Below are 19,835 nucleotides of genomic sequence, written 5' to 3'. Positions count from 1 at the left end.
ATTACTTGGAGATTCTAGAAAATGAGTCGCGAAATGTTACAGCTAGCCGAAGCGCTGGCAAGTGAAAAAAACGTTGAAACGGAAGTCGTATTCAAAGCCCTTGAATTCGCCCTCTCTACTGCCGCCAAGAAAAAAGCCGACCGCGAGCACATGGACGTGCGTGTCGAAATCGACCGCGATACCGGCGAATACCAAACCTTCCGCCGCTGGCTGATTGTTGCCGATGAAGACTACACCTACCCCGACGTAGAAAAAACCATCGAGGAAATCCAAGAAGAAATTCCCGGCACCACCATCCAAATCGGCGAATACTACGAAGAGCAGCTGCCAAACGAAGGCTTCGGCCGCCAAGCCGCGCAAACTGCCAAACAAATCATCCTGCAACGCATCCGCGATGCGGAGCGCGAGCAAAACCTGAACGAGTTCCTCGCTTCTAAAGAAGACATCGTTTCCGGTACGGTAAAACGCGTCGAGCGCCACGGCATTATCGTTGAAGTTGTCGCAGGCAAACTCGATGCCCTGATTCCGCGCGAAGAAATGATTCCGCGCGAAAACTTCCGCAGCGGCGACCGCATCCGCGCCCTCTTCCTGCGTGTGGACGAAATCGGCAATACCGGCCGCAAACAAGTCATTTTGAGCCGTACCAGCGGCGACTTCTTGGCCAAACTCTACGCCAACGAAGTGCCTGAAATTGCAGACGGCCTGTTGGAAATCCGCGAAGTAGCACGCGATCCCGGCCAACGCGCCAAAGTTGCCGTTAAAGCCAACGACCAACGCATCGACCCGCAAGGTACTTGTATCGGCGTGCGCGGTTCCCGTGTTAACGCCGTGAGCAACGAATTGTCCGGCGAACGCATTGACATCGTATTGTGGTCTCCAGAGCCTGCCCAATTCGTAATGAATGCGCTGTCTCCTGCCGAAGTGAGCCGCATTGTAATTGATGAAGACAAACACGCCGTTGACGTGATCGTTGATGAAAACCAACTGGCGCTGGCCATCGGCCGCGGCGGTCAAAACGTCCGTCTGGCTTCCATCCTGACCGGCTGGCAGCTGAACATCATGACCGTTGAAGAAGCCGACGAACGCAATGCCGCCGAAGACGCGGTTATCCGCAACCTCTTCACCACCCACTTGAACATCGACGACGAAACCGCCGATATTTTGGTGGAAGAAGGCTTTGCCACTTTGGAAGAAGTTGCTTACGTTCCAGCGGCAGAATTGCTCGCCATTGACGGCTTTGACGAAGAAATCGTTGAAACCCTGCGCAACCGCGCACGCGACGCTATCCTGACCATTACCATCGCCGCAGAAGAAAAACTGGGTGAAGTGTCTGAAGACATGCGCAATTTGGACGGCGTAGATTCCGACATGTTGCGCAAACTGGCCGAAGCCGGCGTTACCCAACGCGATGATCTGGCCGAATTGTCTGTTGACGAATTGGTCGAAATTACCGGTGTTGACGAAGAAGAAGCCAAAAAAGTGATTTTGGCTGCACGCGAACACTGGTTTACTGAAGAAAACAACTAAGGGGGTACTGAATGAGTAATACAACCGTAGCGCAATTTGCCGCCGAACTAAACCGCCCCGTCGATGATTTGCTTAAACAATTGAAAGAAGCCGGGGTCAATAAAAACAGCGGTAATGACAGCATAACCACTGACGACAAACAATTGCTGACCGCTTACCTGCAAAAGAAAAACGGCAGCAACAGCGGCACCATCAGCATCCGCCGCAAAAAAACCGAAGTCAGCACCGTTGACGGCGTAAAAGTAGAAACACGCCGCCGCAGCCGTGCCGTTACTATTCCTTCTTCCGAAGAATTGGCAGCGGAAGCCAAAGCCAAAGTAGCAGCGGAAAACCAAAAAGCCGAAGCAGAAAAAGCAGCCTCCCAAGCTGCCGAAGAAAAAGCCAAAGCTGAAGCAGAAGCTGCCGCCAAAGCCGAAGCCCGTGCTAAAGCAGAGGCCGAAGCAGCCAGACTGAAAGCAGCCAAAACCGCACCAAAAGCGGAAGGCAAACCTGCCGAAGCCAAAAAAGAAGAAGCCAAACCGGTTGAAGCCGTAGAAGCCAAGGCCGAAGCAAAAGTTGAGGCTAAAGCAGACAACAAGCCGTCTGAAAAATCCGTTGAAGCTGAAAAACCAGCCGAAGCCAAAAAAACTGCCAAAGCCAAACAAGACAAAGGCGGCAAAGGCAAAGAAGCGAAAAAGGCAGCCAAACCTGTCGCTCCTGCCGTACCGCAACCTGTCGTCAGCGTGGAAGAACAGGCTCAACGCGATGAAGAGGCCCGTCGTGCCGCCGCCCTGCGTGCGCATCAAGAAGCTTTGTTGAAAGAAAAACAAGAGCGTCAAGCACGCCGCGAAGCCATGAAACAACAGGCCGCTCAAGACTCAAAACCTACGAAAGAAGCCAAATCAGGCGAACGCAACAAACCTGCCGAGAAAGCCAAAGCAGCATCCGGCGAAGGCAAATCCGAACACAACGTGCGCGGTAAAAAAGAAGACCGTCGTGAGCGTGATGAAGACATTCAAGGCCGCAATGCTAAAGGCAAAGGCGGCAAAGGCGGACGTGACCGCAATGCACGCACTGGCGACGACGAGCGCGTACGCGGCGGCAAAAAAGGCAAAAAACTCAAACTTGAGCCAAACCAACACGCCTTCCAAGCACCAACCGAACCTGTCGTACACGAAGTTTTGGTACCTGAAACCATTACCGTTGCCGATTTGGCACACAAAATGGCCGTTAAAGGCGTCGAAGTGGTTAAAGCCCTGATGAAAATGGGCATGATGGTAACCATCAACCAATCCATCGACCAAGACACTGCCCTGATTGTGGTGGAAGAACTCGGCCACATCGGCAAACCTGCTGCAGCCGACGACCCTGAAGCATTCCTGGATGAAGGCGTTGAAGCAGTAGAAGCCGAAGCATTGCCGCGTCCACCGGTTGTTACCGTGATGGGTCACGTTGACCACGGTAAAACTTCCCTGCTGGACTACATCCGCCGCGCCAAAGTGGTACAAGGCGAAGCGGGTGGCATTACCCAACACATCGGTGCATACCACGTTGAAACCCCTCGCGGCGTGATTACTTTCTTGGATACTCCGGGTCACGAAGCGTTTACCGCAATGCGTGCGCGCGGTGCGAAAGCAACCGATATCGTGATTCTTGTGGTTGCAGCCGACGACGGCGTGATGCCGCAAACCATCGAAGCCATTGCCCACGCTAAAGCTGCGGGCGTACCGATGGTGGTTGCCGTCAACAAAATCGATAAAGAAGCCGCCAACCCAGAGCGTATCCGCCAAGAGCTGACTGCGCACGAAGTCGTGCCTGACGAATGGGGCGGCGATGTACAGTTTATCGACGTTTCCGCTAAAAAAGGCCTGAACATCGATGCATTGCTCGAAGCCGTCTTGCTCGAAGCTGAAGTTTTGGAACTGACTGCCCCAGTCGATGCACCTGCCAAAGGTATCATTGTTGAGGCACGTTTGGACAAAGGCCGCGGCGCGGTTGCCACATTGCTGGTTCAAAGCGGTACGCTGAAAAAAGGCGATATGCTGCTGGCCGGTACTGCATTCGGTAAAATCCGTGCAATGGTTGACGAAAACGGCAAAGCCATCAATGAAGCCGGCCCTTCTATCCCTGTCGAAATCCTCGGCTTGTCCGACGTACCGAACGCAGGCGAAGATGCAATGGTGTTGGCCGACGAGAAAAAAGCGCGCGAAATCGCCCTCTTCCGTCAAGGCAAATACCGCGACGTGCGCTTGGCCAAACAACAGGCTGCGAAACTGGAAAACATGTTCAACAACATGGGCGAAAACCAAGCCCAATCCTTGTCTGTCATCATTAAGGCAGACGTACAAGGTTCTTACGAAGCTTTGGCGGGCAGCCTGAAAAAACTGTCCACCGACGAAGTGAAAGTGAACGTGTTGCACAGCGGCGTGGGCGGCATTACCGAATCTGATGTCAACTTGGCCATTGCTTCCGGCGCATTCATCATCGGCTTTAACGTCCGTGCAGATGCTTCCGCACGCAAACTAGCTGAGAATGAAAACGTGGAAATCCGTTACTACAACATCATTTATGATGCCATTGACGACGTGAAAGCCGCCATGAGTGGTATGCTCTCTCCGGAAGAGAAAGAGCAAGTAACCGGCACGGTCGAAATCCGTCAGGTTATCAGCGTATCCAAAGTCGGCAATATTGCAGGCTGTATGGTTACCGACGGCGTGGTCAAACGCGATTCCCATGTCCGCCTCATCCGCAACAACGTGGTTATCCATACCGGCGAACTGTCTTCTTTGAAACGCTACAAAGACGACGTCAAAGAAGTCCGCATGGGCTTCGAGTGTGGTCTGATGCTCAAAGGCTACAACGAGATTATGGAAGGCGACCAACTCGAATGTTTCGACATCGTCGAAGTTGCCCGTACTCTGTAATCAGACAGGCCGTCTGAAAAATCAGAAGCAGGTTTTGCAATGCGAAACCTGCTTCTTTTTTTCAGACGGCCTTTTTACAACCATTCATAGTTTGAAACTATGGAAATTGATGTGTGGTATATAAGAAACAAAACAGCCGCACAAGGCAAAGCCATTTGGCAAAAGAATAGACGGCAAACTAAGCCTGATAAGGCTCTCTATATATTGTCATATCTTAACGTTTCAGTTGTTTTTCTCAAATTTCGGCACTAGTATATACAGCCTAAACACAATACAAATTAAGCAATACCGGCCATATGCCGGATACGTTTACTTCCTTGTTACTCTCATCAATATCTAAAGAAAATATCATGACAATCGAAAAAGCAATGCGCATTCGCAATGCGCAATTTGAATTACGACATTTAGAGCAATTACAACCTTCCGCCCTTGCACAAGCAACAACAGGTACTTCGAGAGATGACGTTTATTATGTAACCCGCAGCGACGATAAAATCATTGAAAACCCAAATGGAGGCGATGATACGGTTTACAGCAACGTCAGCTATACCCTTCCAAACCACGTTGAAAACCTTGTTTTGACCGGTACAGCCAACATCTTCGGCGCAGGCAACAACAGTAACAACATCCTCATCGGCAATGAAGGCCGCAACCGCCTCAACAGCGGTCGCGGTGACGACATCGTTTACGGCGGCGGCGGCAACGATTTCATCAATGGCGGCGAAGGCAACGACTGTCTTTTCGGCGAAACAGGCAATGACACCCTAAATGGCGAAGCAGGCAACGATGTGCTTGAAGGTGGCGAAGGTGACGACACCTACCTTTTCTCTGCCAAAAGCGAGCAAGACACCATCATCGACAATCAAGGCCACAACAGCATCCGCTTTCATACCGACCTAAGCCTTAACGATTTAACCGTTGAAGCCCGAAACAACGAAACCGGCGGTCAAGACTGGCTGATTGCCGTGAAAAACAGCAACGCCGTTTTAACCATCAAAAACCAATACACTCAAAACGGTACAACACCGGCAGTCTCCCAATTCATCATCGGCACACAAAAACTGGATGTAAACAGCTTTGCCAAATATTTCGATATTTCCCTGACTGAATATACCGAAAGCGGTAAGACCATCGATGGTAGCGACGGCAATGACCACCTGATTGGCACATCCGGCGATGATATTATCGACGGCAAGGCCGGTGCCGACATTATGGAAGGCAGGGACGGCAATGACACTTACTATGTTGATAACACAAAAGACGTGGTTATCGAACAGGCTGGCGGCGGCGAAGACACCGTATTCAGCAGCATTTCCCATACTGCCGCCACCCACGTCGAAAATGTTACCTTGACCGGCTCGGCCAATATTTTTGCCGCCGGCAACAACAGCAATAACATCCTGACCGGTAACGAAGGCCGCAACCGCCTCAACAGCGGACGCGGTGATGATACCGTTTACGGCATGGGCGGCAACGACAACCTCAACGGCGGCGACGGCAACGATTATCTGGATGGCGGCGACGGTAACGATCTCATCAACGGTGATGCTGGCAACGATATTTTGATGGGCGGCAACGGCAAAGACATTCTGAAAGGCGGCGCCGGAAACGATACCTATATCTACGGCGACAACGATACCATTATCGACAACCAAGGCATCAATACCCTCAAGTTTTCAGACGGCCTGAACAATGCCAAGCTCAACCTGAAGACCATTCATAACGATGATGGCAGCCAAAGCTGGGAAATTACTTCGGATCAAGGTTCAGCCTTGATTCAAAACCAAATCGGTGCTGATGGCAGCATTTCCATCGACCGTTTCCAGTTCAGCGACCAAACTTACACTGCCGCACAGTTCCAACAAGCCTTCCAAGCGCTGAAAGCCAAAAACATTAACTTTGTCGGCACAAACGGCGACGACACTTTGCATGGCAATGCAGGCAACAATGAAATCGACGGCGGCAACGACGGCCGCGACATCCTCTATGGCCACGACGGCGATGACATCTTGCGCGAACACAGCGAAACCTATTACGGCAACGAACCCGCTTCCGACGATAAACTCTACGGCGGCAACGGTAACGACAAACTCTATGCCCATGTAGGCACCGACTTACTCGACGGCGGCGCAGGCAATGATTATCTGGAAGGCGGAGAACACAACGACACCTATGTTTTCGGAAAAGGTTACGGCCACGACACCATTTTCGACTACAACTTCGGTTTTGATAGCGAGGCAAGCCTACACAGACTCAACGCTAATGTCGTTAAATTTACCGGCGGCATTACCCTTGACGACCTCGAAATTACCGTTGAAAAAGGTTACGACAAAACCGGGATTGCCGACATACCCGACAGCAACCAATTTGTATCCCCCCCCCTGTTGGATGGCGATACTTGGCATATCCGCATTAAAGGCACGGACGATGTTTTAACCATCAAAAACCAAAGCGGTATTTATGGTGCGATTTCCGAGTTTCAGTTTGACGGCAATACCTCATACAGCACAGGCGAGCTGATCAACCACTTCAAACTGTCTATCCCGCACATGATCGGCAACAAAAACATCGTCCAATACACAGGCCAACCCGTTGAAGAACTCAACCGTGATGTGTACAACAACTTCAATCACGCCATCCACGCCGATAGCGACAACAGCGATTTAGATTTGTCGCATTACACTTCTGTTGTCGAATACAGGGGCAACCGAAGCGATGAAACCATTACTTTGGGCCGAGGCATCAACATCGTTGATACGGCCGGCGGCAACGATACCATTACCGACCCGGGTGCCGACAACACCGTTATCATGTTTGGCAGAAACAGCGGCAACGACACCTTTAATCCGTATGGTGGCAGCGATACCCAAGTCCTTTTCAAAGAAGGGCTGACGCTGAAAGATTTACAGTTGAAAACCGGCGATGATTGGGTCTTAACCATCAAAGATACAGGCGACACCCTGACCATCCATGACATTGCCAACAATAATGTCGACAGCTTTGTATTCGGAAACGGTAAGAGCTACACCGCCGATGAAATCAGCAAAGCACTGATTACTGAAAATACACAAAACAACGGTATCCTGTAAAACTCAAAGGCCGTCTGAAACCTTAATTCAGACGGCCTTAGTCCTTTGCTGATTTATTTATCGTTCTGCTATATAATTATTCTCATTCGAATTCACAAGAAAGAATAAAAATGGATGCCTTAAATCTCCTCACCACTCGTCGCTCTTCCAAAAAACTGACTGCTCCTGCACCCAATGCCGAGCAACTGGAACAAATGCTGCAAGCGGCAACACAAGTACCTGATCACGGCAATATGCGCCCTTACCGCTTTACTGTAATTCAAAGCGAGGCCGGCTTACAACGTTTCCGCGAGCTTTTGGGCAAGACCGTTACCGAACTCAACTTCGGTGATGATGCCATGAAAAAGGCCGAACGCGTCGGCAACATGGCGCCTATGATTATTGGCGTTACATTTGCGCCAAACCGTGAAGTGGCGAAACCCAAACCTGAATGGGAGCAAATGCTGACTGCAGGCTGCGCCGCCTATGCTTTACAACTGGCTGCTTCTGCTCAAGGCTTCGACAATGTTTGGATTACGGGCATGTGGGTCAACAGCCCATTGTTGCGCGAAGCATTTGAGTGTGCCGACAAAGACAAAATCATCGGCCTGATGATGATTGGTTCGCCGACCGAAGAAGGAAGCGGCCCGAAAAATACCAACTTAGAATGTTTTACAACTTATTGGTAAAGCCTGAAAATACTAAGGCCGTCTGAAAAACCTGATTTAATGGTTTTCAGACGGCCTTTTTATGTCTCTTGTCAAAATATCAAGCAGGATTCATAAACGCTTCAACTTCTTCCAAAGAAATATCCGCCGTCGCGCCATGACGTGAAGCCACCAATGCACCCAGCGCACAAGCAAAAGCAATGGCTTCTTGAGGAGGCGCATTATTGAGCAGCTTGTAAGTCAAACCACCAAGAAAGCTGTCGCCGGAGCCGACAGTATCCACCACTTTGACGCGGAAACCGCAATGACGGTACAACTCGCCGTCCTTATACAAAACCGCGCCATGACTACCCAAAGTCACACACAAGATTTTGACGCCGGTCAGCTCAACGAGGTAGCCGATATTTTGTTCGATACTGTGATAAGGAGAACCGTAAGCCGCAGCCAACTCATACAGCTCATCATCATTGAGTTTGACCATATCGGACTGTTTCATGGTCTCAAGCAAGCGGTCAATATCGTAATGAGGCTTACGCAGATTAACGTCAAAAATTTTGAATTTGGCTTCTTTCAGCAAAACCGCCAAGCTTTTACGCGAAACTTCATCGCGGGTTGCCAAGCTGCCAAAAACGAAAGCATCTGATTCTGCCACACGTTTGATTGCCGCATCATCAACCGCAATCCTGTCCCACGCGCAAGGATAAACAATCTCATAAGACGCACTGCCAGACTTGTCCAAGTGTACTTTCACCAAGCTGGTCGCACATTCGTGACAAACCTGCAAATAATCAGTATTGACGTTTTTACTTTGAATTTGACGTAGCAATTCCTCGCCATCGGCATCATCGCCGCGACGACTGATGATGACAGCATCGATACCCAAAGACTGCAAACGGACAGCAACATTTAGGGGTGCACCACCCAATACCTTTCCGTTTGGAAAATCGTCCCACAGCACTTCGCCGAAACTGGTTACTTTCATTCTTGGCCTTCCTTTTTTGAGGTTGATTGGCAGGGTCTGCACACCCGACAGATTTTTGCAAATCATGTACTTGTAGTAAAACTCCAGCATCGGGGGCAAAAGTATTATGTTTTAAAATATTGGGACTGACAAGCAATTAAGGGAATATCAGACAATAAACTTGATTCATCACAAAATTATATTGTTCCTATTTTTTCTTTTTCTTTCACATTTATCCCCTCCTGTTTCATTAAAACAAAATATTCTGAAATTTAAATACAAAAGGCCGTCTGAAAACTGATTCAATCAATTTTCAGACGGCCTTTATCGCAGCATTGCAGCGATTAAACTACAACTTCTTCTTTTTTCTTCACTTCTTTGGCAATGTTCTCACGACTCAAGCCAAACATCAGCAAGAGCGGGCTGGCAACCAATACGGAAGAGTAAATACCGAACACGATACCGATAGTCAGCGCCATAGAGAAACCGTGCAAGGCTGCACCGCCAAACACCAGCATAGAAACAACCATTGCCTCGGTCGAACCGTGGGTAATGATGGTACGGCTCATGGTTGCAGTAATCGCGTTGTCGATGACTTCCGGCACAGTGTGGCCGCGCATATGCGGCTTGCGGAAGTTTTCGCGAATACGGTCAAATACCACCACAGATTCGTTTACGGAATAACCCAAAACAGCCAAGATACCTGCCAAGACAGTCAATGAGAATTCCCATTGGAAGAAGGCGAAACAGCCGAGAATAATCACGATATCGTGCATATTCGCAATAATCGCGGATACTGCAAAACGCCACTCAAAACGCATGGACAAGTAAATAATAATACCTGCCACCACGAAGCCCAATGCCATCAAACCATTGGTAACCAATTCTTCACCAACCTGAGGGCCGATGAATTCGACTTGGCGCAAGGTAACGTCAGGGTTGTCTTTTTTCAGCAAATCCATCACTTGGTTGGACAGCTGTGCAGACGTTACGCCTTCTTTGTTCGGCAGGCGAATCATAATGTGTTTATTCGTACCCAAGGCCTGAACCTGTACATCACCCATTTTCAGCGTATCGAGGCGTTCGCGCGTTTTATTCACATCCACGCCCTGCTGATATTGGACTTCCATCACCGTACCGCCTGTAAATTCGACGGAGAAATTCAGGCCTTTGGTTACCAAAAAGAACACGGCGGCGATAAACGTAACCAACGAAATAAAAGTCGTCAGTTTGCCGTAGCTCATAAACGGAATATCACGTTTGATTTTAAATAATTCCATGTTTTACTCCTTGCCTTCTGCCATTTCAGCTTTCGGCTTCCATACCGAACCGATGGAAATATTTTGCAATTTGCGGCGACGGCCGTACCACAGGTTGACCAAAGCACGGAACACGACCACGGATGAATACATCGAAGTCAGAATACCGATACAGTGTACAACCGCAAAACCGCGTACCGGGCCGGAACCGAATACCAACAAAGCGATACCGGCAATCAGGGAGGTCAAGTTGGAATCGACAATGGTTGCCCAAGCGTGTTGGAAACCGAGGTTGATGGCCTGCTGTGGTACGACACCGGCACGCAGTTCCTCACGGATACGTTCATTAATCAACACGTTGGAGTCAATCGCCATACCCAAGGTCAAAGCCAAGGCGGCAATACCCGGCAAGGTCAGCGTTGCCTGCATGGCAGACAAAATACCCACCAAAAACAAGATATTGGTACTCAAGGCAATGGTAGAGAAGAAACCCATCAAGCGATAGTAAATCACCATGAATGCAGCAACAGCGGCAAAGCCCCACAAGGTAGAGTGGAAACCTTTTTCAATGTTTTCTTTACCCAAAGACGGGCCGATGGTACGTTCTTCGACAATCTGCATCGGCGCGGCCAGCGAACCGGCGCGCAGCAACAATGAAGTATCGTTGGCTTCGGCTGTCGTCATGCTGCCGGAAATCTCCACGCGGCCACCGGTAATGGCGGCTCGGATGACAGGCGCGGTCACGACTTCGGATTTACCTTGGTCGATCAACACCATAGCCATACGTTTACCCACATTGGCCGAAGTCAATTCGCCAAAAATGCTGCCGCCCGCACTATCCAGGCTCAGGCTCACGGCAGGCGCGCCCATTTGGTCAAAGCTAGGTTGCGCATCGTTGATGTTGTCGCCGGTTAGTTCAACTTGTTTGTTGACCAAGATAGTTTCCGGATGATCGCCACCGCTTGACAGCAATTCGTAACCGGTCGGCACATTGCCGTTCAAAGCTTCTTGCAGTTTGATCGGATCGTCTTCCACCATACGCACTTCCAAAGTCGCAGTACGACCGATAATATCTTTTGCTTTGGCAGTATCTTGCACGCCCGGCAGCTGTACGACAATGCGGTCAAGGCCGGATTGTTGGATAACCGGTTCGGCTACGCCCAATTCGTTCACACGGTTGTGCAACGTATTGATATTTTGTTTAACTGCATCAGAACGTACTTTATTGATTGCCTCTTCAGACAAAGTCAGCACGATATTGTTACCGTCCGGCAGCAGCGTGGCTTCAGGGAACAATTTTTGCAACTGAGGCAAGGCTTTTTGTACATCGGCAGCATCTTGCAAAGGCACGGTCAGACCGTTTTCAGTCTGATGCACCGTGCCGGTACGGATTTTTTCGCGGCGCAATTCGCGGCGGATATCGCCGGAATAACGTTCAAACGTTTTCTGCATCGCGGCTTTCATGTCCACCTGCATGGTGAAATGCACGCCGCCGCGCAAGTCCAGACCCAGGAACATCGGATTGGCTTTGATTTTCGCCATCCACTCAGGGCTGTCTGCCAACAGGTTGAGCGCGGTAATATAGCCCTCGCCCAAAGTATTTTCGATGACGTCGCGCGCTTTCAGTTGCGTTTCGGTATCTTTGAAACGCACTTTCAGCGAGTTGTCGACGATGAACATACCATCAGTCTGAATACCTGCCTGTTTCAGCGCGGCATCCACTTTAGACTGGGTTTGCTCATTGATAACGATGGCTTGTCGGTTGGTCGATACCTGTACGGCAGGCGTTTCACCGAAAAGGTTGGGCAGCGAGTAAACAGCCGCAACCACAATCGTGAACGCAATCAGCAGGTATTTCCATAAAGGATAACGGTTCATGGTAAACCTTTGCTTTATTTATAAAGGCAAACAGCCGCGCTCGGAAAATGAGGCGGCTTTTTGCAAAAAAACGGATTATTCGGCTTTCGCGGCAATCGCGTTGCGCTCAACTTCCACTTCGATTTTCGCACCTTGACCGATGTCGACAGTGTAGAATTGCTCGCCGACTTTGGTCACGCGGCCTTTGAAGCCTGCCGCCAAAACGACTTTATCGCCGACTTTCAAAGCGGCCAACATCGCTTGGTGCGCTTTGAATTTCTTTTGTTGAGGACGCATAATCAGGAAGTAGAACACCACCATGATCAGCACTAAAGGGGCAAATTGAGCCACTGCTTGATTCATAATATATCCGTTCTTTCAAGTTTTAGATTAAGTAAAAAACTGCACACTGCAATCAAATACATTGGTTGGACTGTAAAATTGAGCTATTCTAAAGGTCGTCTGAAAAATTTCCAAGTATTTCCGTATTTATTAACCATATTTAGCAGTCTTTACGACTTGTCCGACACATACTGTTCCATGTTCAAAAAAATCCTTTGGCGCATCAGCACCCGCCTACGCCGTTTGTTTGGCAAAAACGCCCGCACCGTATGGATTTCGCATCCGATATTCCTACAGCACCAGCCGGGGCCTAACCATCCCGACAGGCCCGAACGCATCAGCTCCATTCAAACTGCCTTAAAACAAGAAGGCATTTGGCGTCGCCTGCAAACCACCGAAGCACCGGAAATCAAAGATGCGCAGCTGGCATTGGTCCACTCGCGCAACTATCTGCACGAGTTGGAAGCCGCCCAGCCGCTCCCCGGCAAAATCCACCGCATCGATGACGATACGGTCATCTGCCACGACTCCCTTCAAGCCGCCCGTTTTGCGGCCGGAGCCGTTGTCAAGGCAGTCGATATGGTGATGAATAAAAAAGCCTGGCATGCTTTTTGCGCCATCCGCCCGCCAGGCCACCATGCCCACAGCAACAGCGCCGGCGGATTTTGCCTGATCAACAACACCGCCACCGGCGTGATGCACGCCATTGCCCAATACCGCTTGCAACGCATCGCCGTCATCGATTTCGACGTCCACTTCGGCGATGGAACGGCGGAGATTCTCCAAGACGATCCGCGCGTGATGTTTTTCAACCTGTTTGAAACCGATATCTTTCCCTTCCCTCAGGCGGAACAATACGCCGGCAATAAAAATATGCTGCATACGCCCCTCAAACCAGGCACAGGCAGCCGTATCTTCCGCACGACCATCCGCGAACAATGGCTGCCCAAGCTCACGGCCTTCCGCCCCGAGTTGGTGTTGCTTTCGGCAGGTTTTGACGGGCATAAACAAGACGAAACAGGCCGTCTGAACCTGCATGAAGCCGATTTTGCCTGGCTGACGCACAAAATCGTCCAAGCAACGGCAAGCTGCCAAGGACGTGTTGTTTCCGTGCTGGAAGGCGGCTATACCTTGGAATCCATGTCCAAATCCGCCGCCGCCCACATCCGCGTATTGGCGGGCTTAAGCAAGGCCGATTACGTCATCGCCTACCAAAAGCATCTGAAGCGCGGCAAAAGTAACAATCCTACACCATAACGCATTCAAACTATTGCCCAGGCCGTCTGAAAACAGATTATCCATTTCAGAAGGCCTTTTTTTTCATTTACAAACTTTAATTTGAGCAAAGACAAACCATTTCCATATTATCAGTAGTAAAATAACAAACATAAAACATATCAATAAAAACATTTCACACGCCACACTGCTTCCCTTTCCCCAATTGACCGTCTTTTTCAGACGGCCTCCACTTTAAAAAAGGAGCGTTACAATGAAAGCAGCACGTTTTTATAACAAAGGCGACATCCGCATCGAAGACATTCCCGAGCCAACCGTAGCTCCGGGTACTGTCGGCATCAATGTTGCTTGGTGCGGTATCTGCGGTACAGACCTGCATGAATTCATGGAAGGCCCGATTTTCATTCCGCCTTGCGGCCATCCGCACCCAATCTCCGGCGAGTCTGCGCCAGTCACCATGGGTCACGAGTTCTCCGGCGTGGTTTATGCCGTAGGCGAAGGCGTGGACGACATCAAAGTCGGTCAACACGTTGTTGTCGAACCCTACATCATCCGCGACGACGTACCGACCGGCGAAGGCAGCAACTACCACCTCTCCAAAGACATGAACTTCATCGGCTTGGGCGGCTGCGGTGGCGGCTTGTCTGAAAAAATTGCCGTTAAACGCCGTTGGGTACACCCTATTTCCGACAAAATCCCATTGGACCAAGCTGCTTTGATTGAGCCTCTGTCTGTCGGCCACCATGCTTATGTACGCAGTGGCGCGAAAGAAGGCGACGTCGCATTGGTCGGCGGCGCAGGCCCAATCGGTTTGCTGTTGGCTGCCGTACTGAAAGCCAAAGGCATCAAAGTCATCATCACCGAATTGAGCAAAGCGCGTAAAGACAAAGCACGCGAAGCCGGCGTGGCCGACTACATCCTCGACCCATCCGAAGTCGATGTCGTTGAAGAAGTGAAAAAACTGACCAACGGCGAAGGCGTAGACGTTGCATTCGAATGCACCAGCGTCAACAAAGTGCTGGACACCATGGTCGAAGCATGCCGTCCGACTGCGAAAGTCGTCATCGTATCCATTTGGAGCCACCCCGCTACCATCAACGTCCACAGCGTTGTGATGAAAGAGCTGGACGTGCGCGGCACCATCGCCTACTGCAACGACCACGCCGAAACCATCAAATTGGTTGAAGAAGGCAAAATCAACCTTGAGCCTTTCATCACCCAACGCATCAAACTGGACGAATTGATTTCCGAAGGCTTCGAGCGCTTGATCCACAACAATGAATCCGCAGTAAAAATCATTGTTAATCCTAATCTTTAATCCTAAGGCTTAAAGAATAAACAGGCCGTCTGAAACTTTTCAGACGGCCTGTTTACTTGATAAATTCCCGAATGGCCCAATCCTCTGCCAACCATTCACTTATCAAGAGCAAAATCTCATGAATCCAAAATACGCCCCACTCTTTCAAACATACACCCTCAATAACGGCGTAACCATCAAAAACCGCCTTGCCGTCGCCCCCATGACCCATTTCGGTTCACAAACCGACGGTTTAATCAGCGACCAAGAGCGTACCTTCCTCAGCAACCGCGCAGGCGATATGGGCCTGTTTATCACGGCCGCCACTTTGGTTCAAAAAGACGGCAAAGCCTTTCACGGCCAACCTGAAGCCACAGGCGAACACTGCCTCGACAGCCTGAAAGAAACCGCACAAATCCTGCGACAACAAGGCACAAAAGCGATTTTGCAAATCCATCACGGCGGTTCCAAAGCCATTGATGACCTTTTGGACGGTCTCGACAAAATCAGCGCTTCCGCCAACGAAGCCGAACACGCACGCGAAGCGACCGCAGAAGAAGTCGAAGCACTCATCGCCTCTTATGCGCAAGCCGCCGATTTGGCGCTTCGTGCCGGTTTTGACGGCGTGGAAATCCACGGTGCGAACGGCTATTTAATCCAACAGTTTTACTCTGCCCAAAGCAACCGCCGCAACGACCAATGGGGCGGCAGCTTGGAAAACAGAATGCGCTTCCCGCTGGCCGTTGTCGATGCCGTGGTTGCCGTCCGAGAAAAACACCAGCGCGACGATTTCATTATCGGCTACCGCTTCTCCCCCGAAGAGCCGGGCGAAGACGGCTTAACCATGACCGAAACCGGCGCACTGATTGACGCATTGGTACAAAAACCGCTGCAATATCTGCACGTTTCCCTGTGGGAATTTGATAAAAAAATCCGTCGCGGCGGCGATACCGCCCAAACCCGTATGCAGTTTATCCACGAACGCATCAACGGCAAACTGCCGCTTATCGGCGTGGGCAACCTGTTTACCGCCGACCAAATTTTGGCCGCCTATGAAACCGGCTGGGCAGAATTTATCGCCTTGGGCAAAACCGTGATGATTAATCCGCACATCGCCACGCAAATCCGCGAAGGCCGCGAAGCTGAAATCGAAACGCAACTCGACCCGACACGCGCCGACCATTACGGCCTCCCCGACACCTTGTGGGGATTTGCCTCCAGCGGTACGCAATCATGGCTGCCGCCGGTAAAAGGCGCGGAATGGAAACCGATGGATATTTAATCATCGATTCATAGCACAAGGCCGTCTGAAACTTTTCAGACGGCCTTTGGTTTGGTGCAAACATTGAATTATCAAGCATTTTTTTGTACAATTCCGCATCTTTCAATCTATTGCAGGGCGTGTCGCACACGCCCTTATTTTAGCCTGTTTTCCAACACCCATACCCTTCAGGCCGTCTGAAAAAGCGGCCTGAAACTTTTTGCAAAGAAAACCATGTCCCAAGAAATCCTCGACCAAGTGCGCCGCCGCCGCACGTTTGCCATCATCTCCCACCCTGACGCGGGTAAAACCACGCTGACCGAAAAACTGTTGCTGTTTTCAGGCGCGATTCAGAGCGCGGGTACGGTAAAAGGCAAGAAAACCGGCAAATTCGCCACCTCCGACTGGATGGAAATCGAGAAGCAGCGTGGCATTTCCGTGGCATCAAGCGTGATGCAGTTCGACTACAAAGACCATACCGTCAACCTCTTGGACACGCCGGGACACCAAGATTTCTCCGAAGATACCTACCGCGTATTGACCGCCGTCGACAGCGCCTTGATGGTCATCGACGCGGCAAAAGGCGTGGAAGCGCAAACCATCAAACTCTTGAACGTCTGCCGCCTGCGCAATACGCCGATTGTTACGTTCATGAACAAATACGACCGCGAAGTGCGCGATTCGCTGGAACTCTTGGACGAAGTAGAAAACATCCTGCAAATCCGCTGCGCGCCCGTAACTTGGCCAATCGGCATGGGCAAAAACTTCAAAGGCGTGTACCACATCCTGAACGACGAAATCTATCTCTTTGAAGCGGGCGGTGAACGCCTGCCGCACGAGTTCGACATCATCAAAGGCATCGACAATCCCGAATTGGAACAACGCTTTCCGTTGGAAATCCAACAGTTGCGCGACGAAATCGAATTGGTGCAGGCGGCTTCCAACGAGTTCAATCTCGACGAATTCCTCGCCGGCGAACTCACGCCCGTGTTCTTCGGTTCGGCAATTAACAACTTCGGTATTCAGGAAATCCTCAATTCATTGATTGAATGGGCGCCTGCGCCGAAACCGCGCGATGCGACCGTACGCATGGTCGAGCCAGATGAGCCGAAGTTTTCCGGATTTATCTTTAAAATCCAAGCCAATATGGACCCGAAACACCGCGACCGCATCGCCTTCTTGCGCGTCTGCTCCGGTAAATTCGAGCGCGGCATGAAGATGAAACATCTGCGCATCAACCGCGAAATCGCCGCCTCCAGCGTGGTAACCTTCATGTCGCACGACCGCGAGCTGGTGGAAGAAGCCTACGCCGGCGACATCATCGGCATCCCGAACCACGGCAACATCCAAATCGGCGACAGCTTCTCCGAAGGCGAACAACTGGCATTTACCGGCATTCCCTTCTTCGCACCCGAACTGTTCCGCAGCGTCCGCATCAAAAATCCGCTGAAAATCAAGCAACTGCAAAAAGGTTTGCAGCAACTCGGCGAAGAAGGCGCGGTACAAGTCTTCAAACCGATGAGCGGCGCAGATTTGATTTTGGGCGCGGTCGGCGTGTTGCAGTTTGAAGTCGTTACCTCGCGGCTGGCCAACGAATACGGCGTAGAAGCCGTGTTCGACAGCGCATCCATCTGGTCGGCGCGCTGGGTATCGTGCGAAGACAAGAAAAAGCTGGCGGAATTTGAAAAAGCTAACGCAGGCAATCTGGCGATAGACGCAGGCGGCAACCTCGCCTACCTTGCGCCTAACCGCGTCAACTTAAACCTGACGCAGGAACGCTGGCCGGACATCGTGTTCCACGAAACGCGCGAGCATTCGGTTAAACTGTAAAACGCAAAGGCCGTCTGAAACTTTCAGACGGCCTTTTTTTCATTCGATATCAACCCAATAAATCCCAAGCAAACTTTCCGATGGTCAGGCACAGCAGCAACATAAACCCATAACGCAGCAGCCTGGTTCCGCCGCGCATTGCCAAGCGCGCGCCGACCACGCCGCCGCACAAATTCGCCACCGCCAACGGTATCGCCCATGCCCACACAACATGGCCTTGCGGAATAAAAAACGTCAGCGCAGCAAGATTGGTGGTCGAATTGATGACCTTTGCCGAGGCGTTAGCCGCTAAAAAATCATAGCCGTAAAAGCGGACGAACACAAAAGCCAGCAGGCTGCCCGTTCCCGGCCCGAACACGCCGTCGTAAAACCCGATTAACGCGCCGAAAAATAAGCCCCATAAAGTTTCGCGGCGCGTCAGCTTTTCAGTGCGCACCGTCTGTCCCAAGTCTTTTTTCAAAAAAGTGTACAGACACATGGCAATCATGATGACCAACATCGTCGGTTTCATGTATTGCACGGGGAAATACACCACCGTTTTCGCGCCCAAATATGAAGCGACAAATGCCAACACCGCGGCAGGCAGCAGCATTTTCCACGGCACGGGGATTCGGCGCAGGTATTGCCCCGTCGCAGTCAGCGTGCCGCAGCAGGAAGCAAATTTATTGACACCCATTACCGAGGCCACAGGTGTAGCGTTTGGCAATAGGTTGAATAATCCGGGAATCTGCAATAGCCCGCCTCCGCCAACCGCCGCATCCATCAGCCCTGCGGCAAAGCCGACCAACACCAGATAATAAAAAAACGAATCTGCAAGCATAATGTCCATCTCTAAAAAGCAAAGCGATTTTGCGCGTATTTGCCTGTCCTGACAACCTACAAGGCCGTCTGAAAAACAAGGAACGATATCCTGTTTTCAGACGGCCTTTCTTTTTAAATTCAACCGCTCAAATTGCGGCTTAAAAATTTTTCCATTAAAATGCCGCCCCTTATCTTTCCTACACACAACACATTTTATGGAACATTCCACCCCGACCAAACGCACAGCCCACGACCGAATGGGCATCTTCGCGCATTTCATTTTTGCCAGCCGCTGGCTGCAACTGCCGATTTATATAGGCTTGATTATCGCCCAAGTCATTTATGCCTGTAAGTTCCTCAAATCCTTGTGGCACTTGGTATCCAATTTCAGCATCATGGATGAAAACACCATCATGATCGCCGTATTGAACCTGATTGATGTTGTGATGATTGCCAACCTGCTGACCATGGTCATTGTCGGCGGCTACGAGACCTTCGTCTCCCGCCTTCACGTTGACGAACATCCCGACCAGCCCGAATGGCTCAGCCATGTCAATGCTTCGGTTTTGAAGGTTAAGCTGTCGATGTCCATCATCAGCATTTCCTCCATCCATCTGCTGCAAACCTTCCTCAACGCCGCCAATCTGTCGGAAAAACAAATCATGTGGCAATGTATTACCCACATCTGCTTCCTGATTTCCGCCCTCGCCATGGCTTTAACGGACAAAATCGTGTACAGCACGACGCATAAAGCGCATTGATAATAAAAGGCAATCAAAAGGCCGTCTGAAATATTTCAGACGGCCTTTTGCTATCTGGCAATGT

The 19,835-nt window shown here is 50.6% G+C and carries 14 protein-coding genes; 9 read left to right on the top strand and 5 right to left on the bottom strand.

Features of this window, described 5'->3' with window-relative positions; all coding sequences use genetic code 11:
• Positions 1 to 21: 21 nt before the first annotated feature.
• From nusA to HMPREF2952_RS04880, 4 genes are all read left to right on the top strand, one after another.
• A complete protein-coding gene (nusA, locus tag HMPREF2952_RS04895; RefSeq protein ID WP_049330906.1) occupies positions 22 to 1,527 on the top strand; it encodes a transcription termination factor NusA in 1,506 nt (501 codons plus the stop codon).
• An 11-nt stretch (positions 1,528 to 1,538) separates the two neighbouring features.
• Complete coding sequence (gene infB / locus HMPREF2952_RS04890; protein WP_070695335.1) at positions 1,539 to 4,430, top strand: translation initiation factor IF-2; 2,892 nt, start codon at positions 1,539 to 1,541, stop codon at positions 4,428 to 4,430.
• A 350-nt stretch (positions 4,431 to 4,780) separates the two neighbouring features.
• Positions 4,781 to 7,519, top strand: coding sequence for a calcium-binding protein (locus HMPREF2952_RS04885; RefSeq protein WP_070695334.1), 2,739 nt, complete (start codon positions 4,781 to 4,783; stop codon positions 7,517 to 7,519).
• 110 nt (positions 7,520 to 7,629) lie between these two features.
• Complete coding sequence (locus tag HMPREF2952_RS04880) at positions 7,630 to 8,187, top strand: nitroreductase family protein (RefSeq protein ID WP_049330902.1); 558 nt, start codon at positions 7,630 to 7,632, stop codon at positions 8,185 to 8,187.
• A 79-nt stretch (positions 8,188 to 8,266) separates the two neighbouring features.
• Here HMPREF2952_RS04880 and HMPREF2952_RS04875 read toward each other — a convergent pair whose 3' ends face one another.
• The 4 genes from HMPREF2952_RS04875 to yajC form a co-directional block, all read right to left on the bottom strand.
• On the bottom strand, positions 8,267 to 9,148 hold the full coding sequence (locus HMPREF2952_RS04875) for a carbohydrate kinase family protein (protein ID WP_049330901.1): 882 nt from the start codon (positions 9,146 to 9,148) through the stop codon (positions 8,267 to 8,269).
• A gap of 323 nt (positions 9,149 to 9,471) precedes the next feature.
• Positions 9,472 to 10,407, bottom strand: a complete 936-nt coding sequence (secF, locus tag HMPREF2952_RS04870; RefSeq protein WP_003686183.1) for a protein translocase subunit SecF — start codon at positions 10,405 to 10,407, stop codon at positions 9,472 to 9,474.
• A gap of 3 nt (positions 10,408 to 10,410) precedes the next feature.
• On the bottom strand, positions 10,411 to 12,264 hold the full coding sequence (gene secD, locus HMPREF2952_RS04865; RefSeq protein ID WP_004519309.1) for a protein translocase subunit SecD: 1,854 nt from the start codon (positions 12,262 to 12,264) through the stop codon (positions 10,411 to 10,413).
• 75 nt (positions 12,265 to 12,339) lie between these two features.
• A complete protein-coding gene (gene yajC / locus HMPREF2952_RS04860; protein WP_003675720.1) occupies positions 12,340 to 12,606 on the bottom strand; it encodes a preprotein translocase subunit YajC in 267 nt (88 codons plus the stop codon).
• A gap of 177 nt (positions 12,607 to 12,783) precedes the next feature.
• Here yajC and HMPREF2952_RS04855 point away from each other — a divergent pair, with 177 nt between their 5' ends.
• The 4 genes from HMPREF2952_RS04855 (at position 12,784) to HMPREF2952_RS04840 (ending at position 18,209) form a co-directional block, all read left to right on the top strand.
• On the top strand, positions 12,784 to 13,842 hold the full coding sequence (locus HMPREF2952_RS04855) for a histone deacetylase family protein (RefSeq protein WP_049335378.1): 1,059 nt from the start codon (positions 12,784 to 12,786) through the stop codon (positions 13,840 to 13,842).
• Between the two features lie 232 nt (positions 13,843 to 14,074).
• Complete coding sequence (locus HMPREF2952_RS04850; RefSeq protein WP_003745670.1) at positions 14,075 to 15,139, top strand: 2,3-butanediol dehydrogenase; 1,065 nt, start codon at positions 14,075 to 14,077, stop codon at positions 15,137 to 15,139.
• Positions 15,140 to 15,257: 118 nt separating this feature from the next.
• Entirely contained in the window at positions 15,258 to 16,400 is a 1,143-nt protein-coding gene (locus HMPREF2952_RS04845) for an NADH-dependent flavin oxidoreductase (RefSeq protein WP_049335376.1), read from the top strand.
• Between the two features lie 213 nt (positions 16,401 to 16,613).
• On the top strand, positions 16,614 to 18,209 hold the full coding sequence (locus HMPREF2952_RS04840) for a peptide chain release factor 3 (RefSeq protein ID WP_070588308.1): 1,596 nt from the start codon (positions 16,614 to 16,616) through the stop codon (positions 18,207 to 18,209).
• Positions 18,210 to 18,258: 49 nt separating this feature from the next.
• Here the strand turns inward: HMPREF2952_RS04840 and HMPREF2952_RS04835 are convergent, their stop codons facing one another.
• Positions 18,259 to 19,029, bottom strand: a complete 771-nt coding sequence (locus HMPREF2952_RS04835; RefSeq protein WP_039862025.1) for a sulfite exporter TauE/SafE family protein — start codon at positions 19,027 to 19,029, stop codon at positions 18,259 to 18,261.
• A 196-nt stretch (positions 19,030 to 19,225) separates the two neighbouring features.
• On the opposite strand from HMPREF2952_RS04835, the gene HMPREF2952_RS04830 reads away from it, so the two are divergent.
• The gene (locus HMPREF2952_RS04830) at positions 19,226 to 19,771 is read left to right on the top strand and encodes a TIGR00645 family protein (protein WP_004519303.1); all 546 of its coding nucleotides are present in this window, start codon (positions 19,226 to 19,228) and stop codon (positions 19,769 to 19,771) included.
• Positions 19,772 to 19,835: the final 64 nt, after the last annotated feature.

Source organism: Neisseria sp. HMSC068C12 (genome assembly GCF_001814095.1).
Classification (GTDB): Bacteria; Pseudomonadota; Gammaproteobacteria; order Burkholderiales; family Neisseriaceae; genus Neisseria; species Neisseria perflava.
The sequence above is the reverse complement of the archived record's forward strand: the minus strand, read 5'-3'. Positions and strand labels throughout refer to the sequence as shown.

Coding starts and splice junctions, on each gene's coding strand:
- nusA (WP_049330906.1), top strand. CDS start 22: ATGAGTCGCGAAATGTTACAGCTAGCCGAAGCGCTGGCAAGTGAAAAA.
- infB (WP_070695335.1), top strand. CDS start 1,539: ATGAGTAATACAACCGTAGCGCAATTTGCCGCCGAACTAAACCGCCCC.
- HMPREF2952_RS04885 (WP_070695334.1), top strand. CDS start 4,781: ATGACAATCGAAAAAGCAATGCGCATTCGCAATGCGCAATTTGAATTA.
- HMPREF2952_RS04880 (WP_049330902.1), top strand. CDS start 7,630: ATGGATGCCTTAAATCTCCTCACCACTCGTCGCTCTTCCAAAAAACTG.
- HMPREF2952_RS04875 (WP_049330901.1), bottom strand. CDS start 9,148: ATGAAAGTAACCAGTTTCGGCGAAGTGCTGTGGGACGATTTTCCAAAC.
- secF (WP_003686183.1), bottom strand. CDS start 10,407: ATGGAATTATTTAAAATCAAACGTGATATTCCGTTTATGAGCTACGGC.
- secD (WP_004519309.1), bottom strand. CDS start 12,264: ATGAACCGTTATCCTTTATGGAAATACCTGCTGATTGCGTTCACGATT.
- yajC (WP_003675720.1), bottom strand. CDS start 12,606: ATGAATCAAGCAGTGGCTCAATTTGCCCCTTTAGTGCTGATCATGGTG.
- HMPREF2952_RS04855 (WP_049335378.1), top strand. CDS start 12,784: ATGTTCAAAAAAATCCTTTGGCGCATCAGCACCCGCCTACGCCGTTTG.
- HMPREF2952_RS04850 (WP_003745670.1), top strand. CDS start 14,075: ATGAAAGCAGCACGTTTTTATAACAAAGGCGACATCCGCATCGAAGAC.
- HMPREF2952_RS04845 (WP_049335376.1), top strand. CDS start 15,258: ATGAATCCAAAATACGCCCCACTCTTTCAAACATACACCCTCAATAAC.
- HMPREF2952_RS04840 (WP_070588308.1), top strand. CDS start 16,614: ATGTCCCAAGAAATCCTCGACCAAGTGCGCCGCCGCCGCACGTTTGCC.
- HMPREF2952_RS04835 (WP_039862025.1), bottom strand. CDS start 19,029: ATGCTTGCAGATTCGTTTTTTTATTATCTGGTGTTGGTCGGCTTTGCC.
- HMPREF2952_RS04830 (WP_004519303.1), top strand. CDS start 19,226: ATGGAACATTCCACCCCGACCAAACGCACAGCCCACGACCGAATGGGC.